The 17275-nt window shown below is 41.3% G+C and carries 14 protein-coding genes; 4 read left to right on the forward strand and 10 right to left on the reverse strand.

What is annotated here, in order from left to right; translation table 11 throughout:
• Nucleotides 1-345 precede the first annotated feature (345 nt).
• The 4 genes from MHH63_RS18300 to MHH63_RS18315 all read right to left on the reverse strand — a co-directional run bounded on the left by MHH63_RS18300 (nt 346) and on the right by MHH63_RS18315 (nt 7534).
• The gene (locus tag MHH63_RS18300) at nt 346-885 is read right to left on the reverse strand and encodes a GNAT family N-acetyltransferase (RefSeq protein ID WP_076125152.1); all 540 of its coding nucleotides are present in this window, start codon (nt 883-885) and stop codon (nt 346-348) included.
• Nucleotides 886-1042: 157 nt separating this feature from the next.
• Nucleotides 1043-2878 carry a UbiD family decarboxylase gene (locus MHH63_RS18305; protein ID WP_340975493.1) on the reverse strand — a complete coding sequence of 612 codons (1836 nt, stop codon included), beginning with the start codon at nt 2876-2878 and terminating at the stop codon, nt 1043-1045.
• Between the two features lie 115 nt (nt 2879-2993).
• The gene (locus tag MHH63_RS18310; RefSeq protein WP_036679239.1) at nt 2994-3515 is read right to left on the reverse strand and encodes a serine O-acetyltransferase; all 522 of its coding nucleotides are present in this window, start codon (nt 3513-3515) and stop codon (nt 2994-2996) included.
• A gap of 260 nt (nt 3516-3775) precedes the next feature.
• Nucleotides 3776-7534: an alpha-L-arabinofuranosidase C-terminal domain-containing protein gene (locus MHH63_RS18315; protein WP_341171894.1), complete on the reverse strand. Its 3759-nt coding sequence runs from the start codon at nt 7532-7534 to the stop codon at nt 3776-3778.
• Between the two features lie 224 nt (nt 7535-7758).
• On the opposite strand from MHH63_RS18315, the gene MHH63_RS18320 reads away from it, so the two are divergent.
• On the forward strand, nt 7759-8346 hold the full coding sequence (locus MHH63_RS18320) for a GNAT family N-acetyltransferase (RefSeq protein WP_256716512.1): 588 nt from the start codon (nt 7759-7761) through the stop codon (nt 8344-8346).
• A 100-nt stretch (nt 8347-8446) separates the two neighbouring features.
• Here MHH63_RS18320 and MHH63_RS18325 read toward each other — a convergent pair whose 3' ends face one another.
• Nucleotides 8447-8896, reverse strand: a complete 450-nt coding sequence (locus MHH63_RS18325; RefSeq protein ID WP_256720936.1) for a MarR family winged helix-turn-helix transcriptional regulator — start codon at nt 8894-8896, stop codon at nt 8447-8449.
• A 197-nt stretch (nt 8897-9093) separates the two neighbouring features.
• Nucleotides 9094-10131 (reverse strand): NADH:flavin oxidoreductase/NADH oxidase, encoded by a 1038-nt coding sequence (locus MHH63_RS18330; RefSeq protein WP_076191218.1) that lies wholly within the window; start codon nt 10129-10131, stop codon nt 9094-9096.
• Between the two features lie 246 nt (nt 10132-10377).
• On the opposite strand from MHH63_RS18330, the gene MHH63_RS18335 reads away from it, so the two are divergent.
• The gene (locus MHH63_RS18335; protein WP_076191215.1) at nt 10378-10758 is read left to right on the forward strand and encodes a VOC family protein; all 381 of its coding nucleotides are present in this window, start codon (nt 10378-10380) and stop codon (nt 10756-10758) included.
• A 31-nt stretch (nt 10759-10789) separates the two neighbouring features.
• On the opposite strand, the gene MHH63_RS18340 is transcribed toward MHH63_RS18335, so the two are convergent.
• Together MHH63_RS18340 and MHH63_RS18345 are read right to left on the reverse strand one after the other, a co-directional pair.
• Nucleotides 10790-11440, reverse strand: a complete 651-nt coding sequence (locus MHH63_RS18340) for a suppressor of fused domain protein (protein ID WP_076124958.1) — start codon at nt 11438-11440, stop codon at nt 10790-10792.
• A 60-nt stretch (nt 11441-11500) separates the two neighbouring features.
• Nucleotides 11501-12592 carry an alpha/beta hydrolase gene (locus tag MHH63_RS18345; RefSeq protein WP_076191209.1) on the reverse strand — a complete coding sequence of 364 codons (1092 nt, stop codon included), beginning with the start codon at nt 12590-12592 and terminating at the stop codon, nt 11501-11503.
• A 180-nt stretch (nt 12593-12772) separates the two neighbouring features.
• Between MHH63_RS18345 and coaA the strand changes: the two genes are divergently transcribed.
• Together coaA and MHH63_RS18355 are read left to right on the forward strand one after the other, a co-directional pair.
• The gene (coaA, locus tag MHH63_RS18350) at nt 12773-13708 is read left to right on the forward strand and encodes a type I pantothenate kinase (RefSeq protein WP_341171895.1); all 936 of its coding nucleotides are present in this window, start codon (nt 12773-12775) and stop codon (nt 13706-13708) included.
• Nucleotides 13709-13873: 165 nt separating this feature from the next.
• Nucleotides 13874-14827 carry a glycosyltransferase family 8 protein gene (locus MHH63_RS18355; RefSeq protein ID WP_076184303.1) on the forward strand — a complete coding sequence of 318 codons (954 nt, stop codon included), beginning with the start codon at nt 13874-13876 and terminating at the stop codon, nt 14825-14827.
• Nucleotides 14828-14844: 17 nt separating this feature from the next.
• Here the strand turns inward: MHH63_RS18355 and MHH63_RS18360 are convergent, their stop codons facing one another.
• Nucleotides 14845-16083 carry an RICIN domain-containing protein gene (locus MHH63_RS18360; RefSeq protein WP_341171896.1) on the reverse strand — a complete coding sequence of 413 codons (1239 nt, stop codon included), beginning with the start codon at nt 16081-16083 and terminating at the stop codon, nt 14845-14847.
• A 177-nt stretch (nt 16084-16260) separates the two neighbouring features.
• Entirely contained in the window at nt 16261-16767 is a 507-nt protein-coding gene (locus MHH63_RS18365; protein WP_341171897.1) for a WD40/YVTN/BNR-like repeat-containing protein, read from the reverse strand.
• Nucleotides 16768-17275: the final 508 nt, after the last annotated feature.

Below are 17275 nucleotides of genomic sequence, written 5' to 3' on the forward strand. Positions count from 1 at the left end.
CGCTTTCTTATGATTGAAAGAACTTAGTACGCATCTAGCCCCGTTGTAGTAAACGCTTACAATAAGCTTCGTTGTCATTCGTTCTTCAAATATAAGTTCACTTCGTGCGCGTATCCCCTCCTCTTTGCTCAGGAAGCTGGATGGTAGCTGATTCCAGTTTCACTCATATCCAACACGATACTACCACCTAAGTGTCACTCTGAACATTTAAAAAACAGATTTTATCATACACTAAACCGTTCAATTTCTTCGCCTATAGTTATAAAAACCTACGATTTGGGAAGAAGTTAGGACAGAAGAATCAGTGAGGGGACACCCGCTTTTGAGATTACGACAACAGTTTTGCTATTCCTTCATCCTTAACCATTCGCTTCTGAGCAATCCATAGGAATAAGTATCATGCCAGATTGGCTCTCCATTACTATCGTATTTAAAATAACCCGTCTGCAAAAAATGTCCTTCTCGACGAAGCTTCAATCGTTCAAGCAGTTTCCATGAGCGTGTATTTTCGGGATCACAGTTCGCAATCACACGTCTCATTTTCAGATTATCAAAGCCATAGTTTAACAATTGATTACAAGCCTCTGTAGCATACCCGCTTCCCTGAAAATCAGGGTTAAAAACATATCCAAATTCCCAAACGCCAAAAACCTTTGGTTCGCTCGCTTGAAAATATAAGTTGCCGATCATTTTTGTCGTAGATTTAAGACAGACTGCCCAAAAAGCACGGTCCGATGACCGTCTGAGCGCCTCAGTGCGAGATTCATCTGCATTAAACACGGAATAGGGCTCATATTTCACAACACTTTCTTGCGACAAATATTCATGAAGGTCTTTCCAATCCTCTGCTGAGAACCTTCTAATCCATAAACGTTCGGTTTCCATAATTTCCATCAGAACAACACTTCCCCAATATTAATAGTAAATATATACCATACACCCCATAATACCCCTATTCCTTTTTTATTTCATATGAGCAAAATCATTTCACAAACAGCAAATAGGCCTCCTTGGATTCCCAAGAAGGCCGATAAATGTTTCTCTATATCTTAACTCTGCTTAAACTGCCACCTGACGCAAATAATCGTTCGATATGCTTTTGAACGGTTGGGTCCGGGATCAGTGGCGGGGCTTGATGGGGTTTTACCCGAGCATCAATAATCACGTTGTCACAGGACCAATGTTTATACTCAGTAGAACTGTTCACTCCATAGATATCATGAGATGGATTACTTCGGGTGAACGTCGCCCATAGGAAATTGTCGATCTTTTCACTCAAAAACTCGCTATCATCACACAAAATAATCATTGGGCAAGAAGGAAGTGACCCTTGCTCCTGAATAGCTTCACTAAGCTTGTTCATTTCCAGTGCTGCTTCAGCGTAGCTTGTGAATTTAGCGCCTTGAAGGGCAACAAGACCAGGCATCACCATTCGTGCATGTTCAAATCCATGTAATTCTTTCAGCAGGCCTGGCACCTCTGTACATAGCTCTCTTTTCTTATCCCCTACTGCTGCGAAGATCACTTTACTTCCGCTGTTTAATCCTGTGCCGGAATAATCAAGTGTATCAATCGTGGTATTGGTATAGAAATGAATATCTCTATGAAGATTAATCCGCTCTAAGATATACGTCAAGAAATCCTCGATATTATGTGTGCTGATAGGCTGATTCTCTTCTGCTGTAATAAACAAAAACTTAGCTAAACTAAGCTGACCCGTCCCTAAAATCCGGTTAGCAATGGTCAGAATTTCCGCTGGCTGCTTTACTTGCTGATAAGGCGTATAACGTTCACTGCCAATGGCGAACAGCAGGGGATGAACACCCGCAGCATCGACTGCATGAACTTCTTTGACGCCCGGAATTTCTTGGCGGATAGCCCCACCTGTCAGCTCGTGAATTAACTCACCAAACGCGGTATCCTCTTGTGGCGGCCGGCCGACAACCGTAAATGGAAAGATTGCATTTTTTCTGGCGTACACTTTATGTACTCTCATTACTGGGAAAGGGTGAACCAAGCTATAATAGCCTAAATGGTCGCCAAAAGGCCCCTCCGGCTTCGTCTCACCAGGGTGAATTTCACCTGTTATTACAAAGTCCGCATCATTGCTGATACAATAACCATCCACATAGCTATAGCTGAAATGGCGTCCTGAAAGTAATCCTGCAACGATCATCTCACTCATTCCCTCAGGCAAAGGCATAACCGCCGATAAAGAGTGAGCGGGTGGTCCACCGATAAAACAACTTACTTTAAGCGGTTGTCCTTGGCGGTTCGCTTTTTCCTGATGTACGCCAATGCCGCGATGAATTTGATAATGAATGCCCACTTCTTTATTTAATTCATACTCATTTCCAGTCAGCTGCACACGGTACATTCCCAGATTGGAGTTCATAATGCCCGGCTTGTCCGGATCTTCTGAATACACCTGCGGCAAGGTTACAAAAGCACCACCATCTCCCGGCCAATGTGTGATTAGCGGAAGATCAGAGATACTAATTTCCTGAAAACCGCTTGGCAGACCCCCTGGCTTTTTAATCGGCAATGCTTTTCTCGCGGATAATCCGGTACCAACATATTTAAATGGATTTTTGAGTGCTTTTACGGGATCGTTGCGAAGGGCAATTACGTTATGTGTGGAGTCCCAAGTACGCCGAAAGATAAACTTACTGCGCTCTATCGTTCCAAAAAGGTTAGATACGGCCCGAAACTTCGAGCCTTTTACATTTTCAAATAATAATGCAGGTCCACCAGCCTCATAAACCTTTAGGTGAATCGCCGCCATCTCTAGATAAGGGTCCACTTCTTCATGAATACGAACTAAATGTCCGTGTTTCTCTAAATCATTAACACACTCTTCTAAATTGCTATATTTCATTTCATTACTCCGATCTCTAGAAGGTTATTACAAGATTACTTGGATGCTTTAATTATACCCTGTAAGATATTAAAATAAAGCGCACGCGTACCCTATGTACTAGAACCTAACGTCTTTATCTTGTATTCTCTGGTTTCGGTTCACTCCGCAATATATTTTTAGCAGGAATACCTACAGCCGAAGCGTTATCCGGCACATCCTTTACCACGACAGACATGGCCCCGATATTAACATCGTTACCAATGACAACCGGTCCAAGAATCTTGGAGCCTACTCCAATAAAAGCTCTGTCTCCAATCACTGGCTCTCCTAAGTTATTTCTCCCGCCAATAGTCACTTGATGAAAAATAGTAGCATGGCTTCCAAGCACCGCTTTAGGACTAATGATAATCCCATTTAAACCATGCGGTAAATGAAGCGCGTCACCAATTTGAGCTTGAGCGTGAAGCTCGCCATTCGCAAGAATACGGACAAAAAGCACATCCATTATCCGATACAAAAGCCACAAAGGTTTTCGCACGATGCCATTCTTCACTCGATAATACACCCAATTTCCATAACGATAAGTAAACAAGGCCATAATCGTTTGAGGATTTTTCAGATTTGCTTTCCAGTCCGTTTTGAATGATTTCATCATTTTATCGTTCTCCTTTTTAGGGGCTAGGGTATGCACTGTATTCTGGAGTAATGAAGGCAACTGTGGATAAAACATCTGGGAGGATCGCGGGCTGGAGGGTCAGTCGGTGATTGTACTTTCACCAGTGTAAGATAGATTCTGAGATTCATCAAGCAAGTGGGCAGTTCTCTCTATATAATCATCAACCGATTTAGAGGCTTGTTAAACAACAACACGCGCCGAACAAAAAGATCGGCGCGTGTTGAACAGCATATTTTCTATTAAATCAGATCCAGAACAATCACATTCACGGAATTGGCAGCTAGCTTCACAATTGCCGTGTCTTTATCAATTACGATTTCCGTTTCAACTGGTGTAACCTTCTCATCATTTTTTCTGTTCACATTAGGTGTGTGAACCAGCGAGGCGTCTCCGGTTAAGGTAATCCGTTTACCCGTAGCAGCTACTTTTAAGCCTTTTAGATCAAGCTTCGTTGCTTTTTCTACACCATCCGCATTTACAAGCTTCACATAAAGATGCTTATCATCTTTAGTTACGGAATTGTATACCTCTCTGTTATAAGCCTCAAGCTTATAATCCAGTACTTTGCTTGTTACCTTGCCATCTGTATAAGAGCAAATCAAATGTTTGCCATCTGCTCCGCCATAATTAACGGTGATGGTATATTCCGTATGATCCGCAAGCTCTTCATAGCAACTGGCTCTAAGGTTACCAGCAGCGGTACTAGAGGAATAATCGCCGAGAGTATAAGCCTCAATCCCTTGCTTGTACACCTTAACTCCTGTGGCATCGCCATTGTAGCCAATCGCATATTCGATAACATCTTTATTTTCCGGTGAGGTTTCTGTCAGACCTGCGCCTACATAGAAGCCATCTTCGCCAGAAGCTTTTTCAGCTACAACCTCTACTTTATAATTAGTCCACGCATCATTAAGGATATACAATCCATTCAATCCGCCATTCTGCGCTTTCAATACCAGACCTTTGGAAGGATCAATCGTATATCCGGCAGAGCCAGGAATCACTTTCCAAGCTTCATCCAGCGGCTGCGTGAAATCTTGATCCAACCATACACTGTCATCTACATTCGAAGTCACTTTCACCCGTTTCACGATCACAGCTGATTTCCCGGCAGCCACTTCAATTCCTCCATGAGGAATGAGGTCTACCTTCTCCCCGTTGCGATAAGTCGAAAATGAGGTGCCAACCACTTTGGTTCCCAGGTATTTAGCATACAGCTGCTGAACATAATAGTTCGGTGTGTACCATACGGTTTCATCATCGAACCAGATGCAATCCGGTGTCCATCTATAGGTGCCATCTGTCAGAACCTTGTTGAACAACGGTGCCGTTGCCGCCAATCTAATCACATCAGAGTTATTCTCGAAGCTGGACATAATCGCCGCCTCAGCAACAGCTCCTGCCAATGTGTTTTTATCTGTGGAAGCATATTCACCCACAAAAACCTTTGAAGTTTCAGCCTCATCCAAGCTGCCGTCTTCCTTATAGGCTCTGTAATAGTAGTTGTAACGATCAGCATTCTCTAACAAATATTCATTGGAACGGTAGTAATGCTCATCCGCAATGGTATCCATGTAGTTCTTTTGTTTTTCGTACCAGGTAACAGTCTCTTCGATGCTCGATGTACCATCCGTAAAGCTGATTTTTTCCGAGCCCTGTAAATTTCCGCTTAGGAATTTCCAACCTTGCTGGTAAGCATCATCATCTGCCTGTGCACCCACGGTAGAGAGAATAGTCAATTCATGATCAGGATAGTTCTTCACCATATACTCATCAATCACTGTTTTAAAATATTCGAAGTTGGCGAAAAACTCTGTACCCCAGTTTTCATTCCCCACACCCAAATAACGCAGATCAAACGCTGCTTCATGGCCCATCTTTTTACGCAATGCAGCCCACTCATTATTGTCAAAATCCATGCTAATCGCAAAATCAATCAGATCCGTAAAGTTCTTCACATAATAATCTCTTAACGCACCGCCAGCTGGATTCGCATAATCCGAACGAGCTTGACAGAGTACGCCGCAGGCCATAACCGGAAGTGGTGTTGCGTTCAAATCCTCGGCTAATTGGAAATACTCCATATATCCAAGACCCATGGTCATCATGTAGCCCCATACGTTATAGTTCTCTTTGCGCAATTCGATATCGTTGACGGACTCTTTCCAATCGTACACGTTCTCCCAAATGTGAGAACCTTCAGAAATACAACCCCCAGGGAAACGCAGGAAGGTAGGATGAAGATCAACGAGTGCATTCACTAAGTCTTTTCGCAATCTATAGTTTGAATTTCCTTTATAGTTAGCATGAGCTGTAGCAGAACGTTCCTCTTCACCAGCGCCCCAAACGTCATCAGGAATTAAGGAAACCATATCAATGGAGATCTCACCGTTAAAGGTTAAAGCCAGCTGACCAAGCACAGTTTCAGATCCTGTTAATACAAGCTTTGAATCGACACCATACTTCTTCCAGCTGCCGTCACCGTTCACTTCAACAACTGCAGTATCGCTGATGGCTTTACCGTCTTTGTCGAGCAATTGCAAGGTAATTGTGCCCGCTGCTTCTGCCTTCGCCCAAATCGTGAAGTTGTACTTGGCATCTTCCTGAATAAACATCGAGCAGTGCTGATTGGAATCGGCGAAACCTCTATTATTAATCGTCGCGCCATCCGCTACCGTCACATAATGCGCATTCATATCTTTATCATCGATGCCGAAGAAATCGTTTAATCCGCCTGTATTATGGACAGTCATTTGGTCTGTATCCCCAGACCATGCGTGAAGAGGTGTATAATTTCTTCCGGTGGAAGCACCATGTACACCACATACATGCGAATAGCTGTCAAAAGCAAAAGATTCGAAGGAGCGATTCTGCACTAGCTCTGCATAGATCCCACCGTCTGCTGCATTGTTAATGTCCTCATAGAATAAACCATATAGAATTTGGCTAACATCCAAAATCTCCTGATTGCCGTCAATCGTTAAGGTGTAAGGTGGCAAATCTTCCGGAAGCACAGACACAGTGAAGCTCTTTTCTACTATACTAGCTCCCTTTTTCAAGTGTGCTGTAAGTGTTACGCCTTGAGCAGATTGAACTCCTTTATTCACAACGCCTTCATTAGAAATGACTTTGGTATCGCTGGATACCCAAGATACGTCAACTTTCCCGCCCATCAGCGAAGCTGGTAATTCGATATCTTTGGTAATAATCGAGCTTGGGAAGGTTAAGTATTTATCTTTTGCAAGCTTAACGATATCTTCATCCGTCAAAGATTCGCACATAATTTCAATCACTTCATCTTGAGTTAAGCCTGCTTTATATACACGGAAGTCCGAAATATAGCCGCCAAAATCAACATCTGCCGCGTACTGGGATTTCCCGATTGTATTATTGCTATAATTCATTTGATCTTCAAAAGTAGCAAACCATGTGCGCAGCTTAGCATATGTGCCACTAGAGGTTTGGCTGATCATGCCATCCGCAACTACTTCACCATTTACATACATCACAGGTCCTGCACTGCTTAGTGTTCCACCTTTTGTGCCTGTAACTGCAAAGGAAACGTGTACCCATTCATCAGTCGCAAAGGATTTCCCTGGATCTGCAATTAAGTCTTCCCCTGCAAAACAAGTGCCCCGCAAATTGCGGGTTACAAAAAGATAAGGTCCTGTTTCACCTTTACCAAAATCAAAAATTCTTTCCCATAAGCTTGAAGCTTTGCTTACATACATCCAGGTCGAAATCGTAATTCCTGTATGGTCACTGACCTCTTTAAGCAGATCGTTAGGTAATGAAATATAAGATGTGCCATGTTCTCCCCCAGCAAGCGCAACAGCTTGTCTACCTGCTACGGATTTAATAGTCGGCAGCTTCGTACCTGAAGCGGTTCCATCATTGCCGTTCCCCGAGAAATCTTGACCTACATCCTCTGGATTATCAAACTTATAATGCGCAATTAGACTACCATTAATAAATTTGTTACCGTTGTTATTTTTCATAGAAGATCACCTGTTATCTTTATAGTAGAAATCTTAAAAACCTAACCAAATTAGTTCATTGCCGTTTATACGAAACATAATAACATATTTTATAGTCAATTAATATATTAACCAATTAATATTTATGTGAAATAAAAGAAAACAATTTTTATAATCAAATATTACCAAATCAATCATTTGTTTCATGGTAAAATATCTGTTAGTTAATAAAGGAGTGGTACAAGTTGAGCGAGGTTGTGAATGAAGAGGCCAATTCTAGTGATTTATTTACGATTGATTGTAAAGATATTTTTCTGCGGGAGTATAGCGTGGAGGATTTAGAGGAGTTTCATGCGCTTACTCTACAGCCTGAAATTATTGAATTCTTGCCAGATTGGAATGTTCCTAAAGAACAACGGTTGGACTGGTTAATAAACTATGAAATAAAAGAGAACCAGCAGTTTCTTCAAGCGATCTCAGCGGGCGGAGATATCGGAGAGCTTCGTCTTCGTTTAGGCATTATTTTAAAAGAGTCCGGTGAGTTTATTGGTTGGTGTTGTACAGGAATTAAGGATGAATTGCCTGTTCCTAACAGAGAGATTATGTATGCCATATCCAAGGATCATCGCGGTAAAGGCTACACTACTCAAGCTGCCAAGGGATTAATTAAGTATTTGTTTGATAATAGCTCTACCGATGTATTAAACGCCATTGCTCTGAAACACAATATCCCGTCTAATAGAGTCATTCAAAAATGTGGTTTCGAGCTTCTTGACGAGATTACAATTGAACATGAAGACTATAATTATTACCGGCTTTCCCAGCAACAGTAGAATGAACAGGTAGGATGTAAATAGCGCCCCACACTAAAAAACCTCTGTATGGGAAATGGAGATTCGATCCATTTACCAAAACAGAGGTTTTATTGTGAATTCATGACTGTTGCTTCATGCGAAGCATTTGATTCAAAAGCTCTTTCACATCTTTTTCTGGAAAAGCTGCAAGCAGGGTCTCTTGAAAGGTATCTTGTGCACGAAGGAGCTTGTCTTCGCCAATGGCAGTCAAGGCAGTATAGATACTTCTGCGATCAGCATCACACGCTTTTCTTTCTAAAGCGCCACAGCCTTTGGCCTCAAACCGACTAACCAGTCGGGAAACTGCACTCTGGCTTAAACCCACCATAGCTTCGAGCTTCTGCAATTTCAGTTTCTTCTCCGGCGCTTCCGACAAAAATAACAGCAAATAAAATTCTTTCAAGGATAAGCCATGTTTGGCTTGTAGATTAGCTTCCAATTCATTCGTCACATTCATTTGTATATGCGTTAACGTCAACCAACTCGTTATAAGTTCATTGTTAAGAATGTCGCCCATTTTATTATTCATCTCCCGGGTGTATGGCTTTTCATGATCTTTTCCTTCTATATAATAGTACTACAATCCACAACCATACATAAAGTATAGGTTCGATACTTATACTTTATTTTATTTTAAAAAAAGAGGAGAGACCGTTTCTCCAAGAAGCCGGCCCCTCCACACTTTACAATTATTTTGTTTAGACTTCACACCATTTAAATTAATCTTTATCCATTAATTCTTGGAAACCCGAAAGAATATTGTCTGGGAATACCAGCATCTTTCTGAAGCTCGACCCCTGCTTCCAGCGTCCAGTATGGATTTCTCAACATGCCCCGGCCCACGGCAACAAGATCAGCTTCCTCATTCCCAATCACGGCATTAGCAAGTACAGGCTCATCCAATCTGCCAACCGCAATAACCGGAACATTCAAGCCATATTTGATTTCTCTAGCCAAAGGGACCTGATAAGCTGCATGCGTCCCTGGTTTCCCGGCAGCTGCGATAGGACCTTCACCACCTGCACTGATATGAAAAATATCTGCGCCTGCTTCTTTGTAAGCTTTACTAAATTCCAAGCTTTCTTTGATACCGTACCCGCCCTCAACATATTCTTGAGCCGAGATACGCATAATTAATGGCATTCCTTCCGGCATTTCACTTTTTGCTGCGCGAATGACTTCTGTACCAAACAGTGTTAAATCCTTGCCATATTCATCTGTTCTTTGATTGGTTAGAGGGGAATGGAACTGATGAATAAGGTAACCATGCGCTCCATGAAGCTCGATAACATCAAATCCCGCTTGAATCGCCCGCTTCACGCCCAACCGGAATTTCTCAACCATAGTTTTCACTTCTTCAGTTGTTAAGGCACGTGGTGTTTTGGAGTCAGCATCAAAAGGAACGTTAGAGGAGGATACAGGAACTGCTGCATCTTCTGCTTTACGTCCGGCGTGTGCAATCTGAATACCCACTTTAGCACCATATGAATGACAAGCTTCAACGATTCTGGCCAGTGCAGGAATTTGCTCATCAGACCAAATGCCAAGATCAAAATCAGTAATCCGGCCATCAGGCTCCACGTCCGTCATTTCAATAATAATTAATCCGGTTCCGCCAACAGCGCGGCTTACGTAATGATTATAATGCCAATCCGTAGCAATCCCGTCTTTGTTAGACACTGAATACTGACACATTGGAGGCATAACCACGCGGTTCTTCAGCTTCAAATCCTTCAATTCATACGGGGTGAACAAGTCCTTCATGATATCTCTCCTCTTTATAAAAAACTAAGTATAGTATGATCAATGCTTCCAGTGAACATGAGTTTCTAAGTTCATCTTATATAAAATATTTATAAATGCATGCTCATGCATGTATATTATTATAGAATAGCGATGATGTCAACCGTGAATAATCTTCTGCTAAATGGAAACTCCGTGTATTGTTGAAACTTCTATCTTAAGGTAATATATGGATATCTATTTTTCTTTGAAAGGATGACCTCACTCGTGGACAAAAAGCTCTTACAATCACATAGTATTTTCCCTACGTTGAATATTGAGCAAACCGCTGCCTTCTACAGCCAGTACTTAGGTTTTAAAGCTGTGCCCTATTTAGATACACAAGAACCACATCTTTGTTTGTATCGTGACGATACAGAGATTATCCTTACGCAATCCCATGGACAAAAGGTCATTCCCAATCGAGAGTTGTACGGTTATGGATACGATGCCTATTTTATTACGAAGCAGCAACAAGAGTTGGAGAAGGAGTTCGAAGCCGCCGGTGTTCATATTGTTCGTTCTTTATCAAACACCGATTATAATAACAAGGAATTTGTGATCGAAGATGTGGATGGTCGCTGGATTGCTTTTGGAATCAAAAAATAAAAAAACGGCTCTCAGCCGTTTTTTCTTGTATTTAAAAGAGTCCCCATAACTTCTTACAACTATTTTTACGGGAAGGATCCAAAACATCCGTAACCCCAATCTTATTTAACTTGTGTAGTAACTCTTCCTCGCTATGCTTGATTTTATAATCTAACTCCTCCCCATAGAGCGGAATTAACGTATAAAAGTGCACCACTTTCTCATGGCTCATTTCTAAATTAAAGAAACCGGCTTTATCTTTTACATCTGGAACCCAAACGAACATCCCTTGAAATCCTGTATCCTCACTATAAGGCTGGGCGGGATTACCGTTCACAAGCGTATGCCCCATATAAAGCCATGTATTATATTCATGCGGAAACCTAGCCATTGTTTTCAGGGCTCGAATCGGCCAATAATTCCGTTCATCCTTAAAAGCCTCATCCGACAGCTTCCAGGTAGGAGGGAGACAAATCATTAGTTCAGCATATTGATATTCTTCTGCACCTTCTGGCACCGTCATCGGTAATTCGCTCATTCCAGAGGTAATTAAAGTATAGAAGTTCCGCTCAGGCGTCGGATCAAGAATTAGAATATCTATCGACAGAACACCTGAAATAATTTCTTTAAAAACATTATCAATAACACCTATGTATTTTTCAATATGATTACATATTTTCTCATTAGACTGAGCAGAATGCATTCATAATTCCCTCCCTTATATATGTTTATCGGTATAAACAAAGGAGAGTTTATTGCTAATTTACAGAATTTCTTCTCCACTACCATGGATCTCACAAAAATCTTTATGAACCCTACTAATTAATGCCGAATAACCTTGCCCCTGATCTAAAAGATGCTCCACAAGGAACTTACTTATAAGCTCATTTAAGCAAGTATGAATTTCACAGGTTCTTTGTTTTAAATTCTCTCCTTCCTCATAAAGGGGCAGATCGCTAAATGACATATGTGTAGCCTTTCGTATTTTCAGAAAAGATTTATATCCGTTCCAATTCTGAAAAAGCGCCTCTTGTCCTTTGATGAAATCATTTGCCAGTTTCTCCTGTAATATATTACTTAAGGATTCTAAGGTCGAGGCCTTTTGCCTTAATACAAGAAGCGGCACAGTATTGTTCTTCTCTTCATTCTCAATATATAAGTGCATGCTTGCATCTAATAAAATAGCAGCTTTAATTCTATCGTCTTCCATAGTTAAATCTAATGCAGTAGCACCGCCGATGGAATGGCCGATAATACCAATCTTATTCATATCAAATAAGCCCTTCACATCTTTATCCATAGAATTAAGCGTGGACAGGTGATCCAGAACGTATTGAATATCTTTTTTTCGAATGGAAATTAAGTTATGTAAATCGGTATAATCCGCAGCTTTTATTTGCCTCATGGCTTCGGATTGATTAATAAATTCTCCACTAGGGCAAACAGTAAACATAGCTTCGTACGCAGCACTGACCGTTACCACTATGAAACCTTGCTTGGCCAGCGCTTCTATATTATAAATATACATATCTCTATCTAAACCTAATGCAGGTGAGTAGATGATGACTGGATAGGAGCGTTTGGATTTGCTTTGAAAGGTCCGATCGCTGATTGAGGTAGATAATGTATTTATGATTTCCATGTTCATGCCAATATCTTGTAGAAGCTCTCTCGCCTGTTGTTCACAGGGCCCGAAAAGCTCCATATATTTCATTGCAGATGCGTTTTTATTTAATACACCCTCTGTATCCGGATAATAAATACTTATAACTATTTTCCTTCCCTCTGACTCTTCTTGGAACGTTTCCGTGCGTGTGTAATCCTTCAATAATTCAACTTTTCGAAAAACTCCCATTGCCCCACCCCATCCTTCCTAATATTCTATATTTTAATTGATTTTCCCATTTACTGAAATGCAATCTCCTTAATGTCCATAATTATGTCGATTACAATGAATGGAATGAAGCTGTATGAACGGTTATAATACCTAAGTGCATAAGAAATCTCTAAAAACTTCAGGGATGTGGAAAATTTAATGGTGAATAATTCAGCATATACACTTTATTTACGTGAGGATTGGAAAAAACTAAGCGATTTCACCGCTATCCAATTATCAGAAGAAGAACTTATGGAAGTCCAAAGTATTAATGAAAAAATCTCCAGCGAGGATGTTAACGAAGTCTATCTTCCTCTGTCCAATTTACTAAATCTGCAACTTCTATCTGCTCATAAATTTAATGAGTCTATAAATCACTTTCTGAACAATGATCTAAAAAAAGGTCCATTTATCATAGGTATCGCGGGAAGTGTCGCTGTTGGTAAAAGCACTACGGCCAGACTCCTACAAAAACTCCTCTCACAATTACCTTCCCATCCAAAAGTGGATTTAGTTACGACTGATGGTTTTCTACATCCCAACGCAGAGCTGGAAAAGCGCGGTATAATGACGAAAAAGGGCTTTCCTGAAAGCTACGACACGCGTAGTTTAATTTCTTTTTTAACGGATGTGAAGTCTGGGGTGCCGCGGGTCCAAAGCCCTGTATACTCTCACTTAACTTATGATATTGTGCCAGATGAATATATTACGATTGAGAATCCGGATATTCTAATTGTTGAGGGCTTAAATGTTCTTCAGACTTCGATTACAAATAATCATAATATGCCTAACTATTTTGTATCTGATTTCTTTGATTTTTCTATTTATGTGGATGCTGATGTGAACGATATCGAGACATGGTACATTGATCGGTTTATTAAGCTCAGAGATACTGCCTTCCAAGATGAACAATCTTATTTCAAAAAATATGCACAGCTGTCTCTAGAGGAATCTATTGAAATTTCAAAGCGGATCTGGAAAGAAATAAACTACGTTAATTTGCAGCAAAATATTCTGCCCACCCGAAATCGTGCGGATCTTATAATGCATAAGGACAACAATCATCACGTAGATCAAATTAAGCTGCGAAAATAAAGATTGAAGTCCTTAGCCGACCAAGTTGCTGAGATTCAGCACTTGGTTTTTTGGTGTTCACATGAAATTGGGTGAATATTCTGGGTTTAATGTCTCTGTCCTCTGATCAAGGCGAACGTATACTGTGGTACATTCGTACACAAACGTGAAGAGAGGATAAATCAAATGATCGATATCGCCTTGGCTTTTCAAGATAAGGATGGGAAATATGCTGAACATGCCGGAGTCGTTCTAGCGTCAATTTTTCATCATACGAGTTCCCCAATTCATATTCATATTTTACATGATGTTTCTTTAAGTGAAACTAATAAGCGCAGGCTTAGCGCATTAACTACAAAACATAATCATACCCTTAGCTTTTATTCAATCACTATGCCTGATGATCTAACTCAGGTGCTAGCCAATGTTAACTCCATTAATGTATGGACGCAGGCATGTATGTATCGATTGCTTCTTCCTGCACTAATACCCGTGGACAAAATCATCTATCTGGACTGCGATGTATTAGTGAATATGGACATTACTGAATTATGGCAGGTTGAACTGAATGACAAGTATTTGGCTGCAATTTGGGACCAGGGAATTAGAGAGGTTGCTCATATTGTGAGCGCTAAGGGATTAAATCCTGATCTTTATTTTAATTCCGGAGTGATTTTATTTTCTTTGCATAATATCCGCCAGAATACCAACTGGTACGAAGAAATGCTAACCTTCCTACGTACCTTTCCTGATGTCACCATGCCAGATCAGGATGTTCTGAATGCAGTTTTTGGTGGGAATTACCTCCCCCTTGATATCCGTTTTAATTCGTTCAACACAAACATTCCGGACCATGATTTCACTAACAAAATCATCCATTTTGCCGGAGATGATAAATGCTGGAATAAAGATTCCGCGGGTTCATCCCTATATCAGCAATTCCTAAAGCTAACCCCTTGGAGAATCACCAGAGCCAAAACCAGACGAAGAAAACGGAAAAGCAGCCCTTTAAAACCACACCTCACCCGAAAAAGAAACAAGCAGAAAATAAAAATTGTTCAGTTGAACTTAACCCCTATTCTTTTAGCCGATTTAAAACAAATTAGACCGATTAGACCGATTAGAAAAAGCCCCATTTGATATGGGGCGGCATTTCTTTAGTTCACTTTCGTAAAAAACCATTTCTGAGCATCACTCCCGTTATCCGTCCACTGCTGAACTGCTGCACCATCGGCTGTTAATGCTCCGGATACATCCATGGCTAATCCGCTCACTTTTGAAATAAGCTTATAATAGCCCCCTCCAACATCAATAATGCTCCATCGCTGAGCGTTGGTACCATTGTCATCCCATTGCTGCAGCTGTACACCGCTCGCGGTTGATGAGTTCGGCACATCCAACACTTTTCCACTATGCACCGCCGTAAGCTTGTAATAACCGTCGCCTGTACTCTCCACTTTAAATTTCTGATTATTGGCAGTGTAATTGGTCCATTGCTGCATTTTCGCCCCGCTTGCTGTGGATACATCTACTACGTCCAGAACCTTACCACTAGCCTTGTCAGCTAAAGTGTAAATCCCACCACTAACAATGCTTGAGGTAGGCGCAGCCTGATACACACGTACGTAATCAACCAGCATTTGAGCTGGGAAAGCAGTTGAAGCATTTGGACTTCCCGGCCAATTTCCACCCACGGCAAGGTTTAGCAGGATGAAGAAAGGTTTCTGGAACTCCTCCGTATTCCCAGTTCCGTTCTCAATATAAAAAGCATTAAACGGGTTGCCGTCTACAAACCATCTTATATAATTCGCTTCCCATTCCACGCTGTACACATGGTACTGTGAGAAATCGAGGTTACCAGACACCTGACCGTACTCGGCATGCCCATTGGCATCCCAATGTACCGTCCCGTTAACAAAAGCATTATTGTTCACACGCTCCATAATGTCCGTTTCCCCAGATTTCGGCCAACCCACTGAATCAATATTCGCCCCAAGCATCCAAAATGCTGGCCAGAGCCCCTGTCCTGAAGGCAATTTGATTCTAGCTTCGATTTTTCCGTAGGTGAAGCTTTTGAGTCCCTGTGTTTTGATCCGTGCAGAGGTATAATTCATCCCCCCATACGACTCCTTTTGTGCAGTAATCACTAAATTCCCACCCGTTACCTGCAGGTTCTGCGGACGACTGGTATAATACTGAAGCTCATTGTTTCCCCAACCCCCGCTACCCGTACCTATTTCCGCCGACCAATTATTAGTGTTCAGAGAATTCCCATCAAATTCATCGCTCCATGCCAGATTCCAGCTTGATGCCGCGCTTGAACTCCCTGTAGGTACCCAAGCAATTAAGAGGGTGAACAGCAGAAATAGACTTAACATTTTTCCTTTTCGTAACATCGTCTTTTCCTCCTACTGATTTCATTGCGCGGCGCGCTCGCACATTTGAAACCGGTTTCGAATAATGGATAAAACAAAACGTTATCCCATAAACAGCTATAACAGCCAGAGTCAGGTTAACGCCTCGCTTCATTTGATGTGTACGTCTTTTCTAAACGCAATATGCCAACATTTCGATTAAAGGGACCATTTTCCATAGTTCTGCATGCTTAATGTCCAGGTTTTCTCTGCGTATTTTACCGTCGCCATACTCTCTGAGAGCGTCCATGCGATACCAGCATACTGGTCCTCTTGATGGTCAAGGAATGATTTCCAATGTTGTCCCCCGTCTATCGTTATATATAACAATGTATGTTCATTTTCAGCGGGCCGAGTAATTAAGATTCCTTGATCCTTCGTAAGAAAGAGGGGAGGATAAGCATAGATTTGCGAGTTTACTAACTCATCCGGCACTGTGACTGTCTGTTCACTCCAGGTAACTCCACCATCCATTGTTTTATATAAACCAACTTTTCCCTGCCAAGGCGCATTCGTTGTAATCCAGCCTTCTTTTTCGTTAACAAAAGTAAGTCCCGATTTCACCCCGCTAGGAAGAGTACTTCCTGCTTGTAAGCTATCCCCAATCTCCTTCCAAGTCTCTCCCCCATCACTAGTTGTATAAAGCTCCATATCTTCACGTGACATTCCTTGAAAATGATAGACTGTTTTCCAACCTATATTTTTGTTGAGGAACACAGTATCTTCTCTGCGGTTATCTGAAGGATCAGGAGAAGGAGAAGTTTCCTGATTAGAAGTTGGATGAGCACGCCTTCATTTATTTTTCTAAAAAAGTATAGTGGTGCTGTACATATAGCTTGGTCCGCAAACGTATTCCTTAAATGAAATTTTATCCTAAACTATCTGAAAAGTATTGACAGTTTCTTTATATAATCCAGCAACACCAAGGCCTATCGGACCGAGGAGACGTTATTGGTTCATTTTCAAGAGAATTCTTCTGTTAACGGACTGAGATGCAACTATTTGGCTAATCCTCCTACTTTTATAGGCAATAAACAGACAATAAGTGCTATACGGTCCGCGAGTTCGGTAAATGGAGCTAAAAAGCAAAGATAAGCGCTATACAGTCCGTAGATGATGTGAACGAAACCTTCAAGCAGCAGGTTATCAGCTTAAAGCTATCAGTTCAAAGTAG

It is taken from the genome of Paenibacillus sp. FSL H3-0310 (assembly GCF_038002785.1).
Classification (GTDB): Bacteria; Bacillota; Bacilli; order Paenibacillales; family Paenibacillaceae; genus Paenibacillus_AQ; species Paenibacillus_AQ odorifer.

Coding starts and splice junctions, on each gene's coding strand:
- MHH63_RS18325 (WP_256720936.1), bottom strand. CDS start 8,896: ATGAATAATAAAATGGGCGACATTCTTAACAATGAACTTATAACGAGT.
- coaA (WP_341171895.1), top strand. CDS start 12,773: ATGGTGAATAATTCAGCATATACACTTTATTTACGTGAGGATTGGAAA.
- MHH63_RS18315 (WP_341171894.1), bottom strand. CDS start 7,534: ATGAAAAATAACAACGGTAACAAATTTATTAATGGTAGTCTAATTGCG.
- MHH63_RS18330 (WP_076191218.1), bottom strand. CDS start 10,131: ATGAAGGACTTGTTCACCCCGTATGAATTGAAGGATTTGAAGCTGAAG.
- MHH63_RS18345 (WP_076191209.1), bottom strand. CDS start 12,592: ATGGGAGTTTTTCGAAAAGTTGAATTATTGAAGGATTACACACGCACG.
- MHH63_RS18305 (WP_340975493.1), bottom strand. CDS start 2,878: ATGAAATATAGCAATTTAGAAGAGTGTGTTAATGATTTAGAGAAACAC.
- MHH63_RS18340 (WP_076124958.1), bottom strand. CDS start 11,440: ATGCATTCTGCTCAGTCTAATGAGAAAATATGTAATCATATTGAAAAA.
- MHH63_RS18310 (WP_036679239.1), bottom strand. CDS start 3,515: ATGATGAAATCATTCAAAACGGACTGGAAAGCAAATCTGAAAAATCCT.
- MHH63_RS18360 (WP_341171896.1), bottom strand. CDS start 16,083: ATGTTACGAAAAGGAAAAATGTTAAGTCTATTTCTGCTGTTCACCCTC.
- MHH63_RS18355 (WP_076184303.1), top strand. CDS start 13,874: ATGATCGATATCGCCTTGGCTTTTCAAGATAAGGATGGGAAATATGCT.
- MHH63_RS18300 (WP_076125152.1), bottom strand. CDS start 885: ATGGAAACCGAACGTTTATGGATTAGAAGGTTCTCAGCAGAGGATTGG.
- MHH63_RS18365 (WP_341171897.1), bottom strand. CDS start 16,767: ATGTCACGTGAAGATATGGAGCTTTATACAACTAGTGATGGGGGAGAG.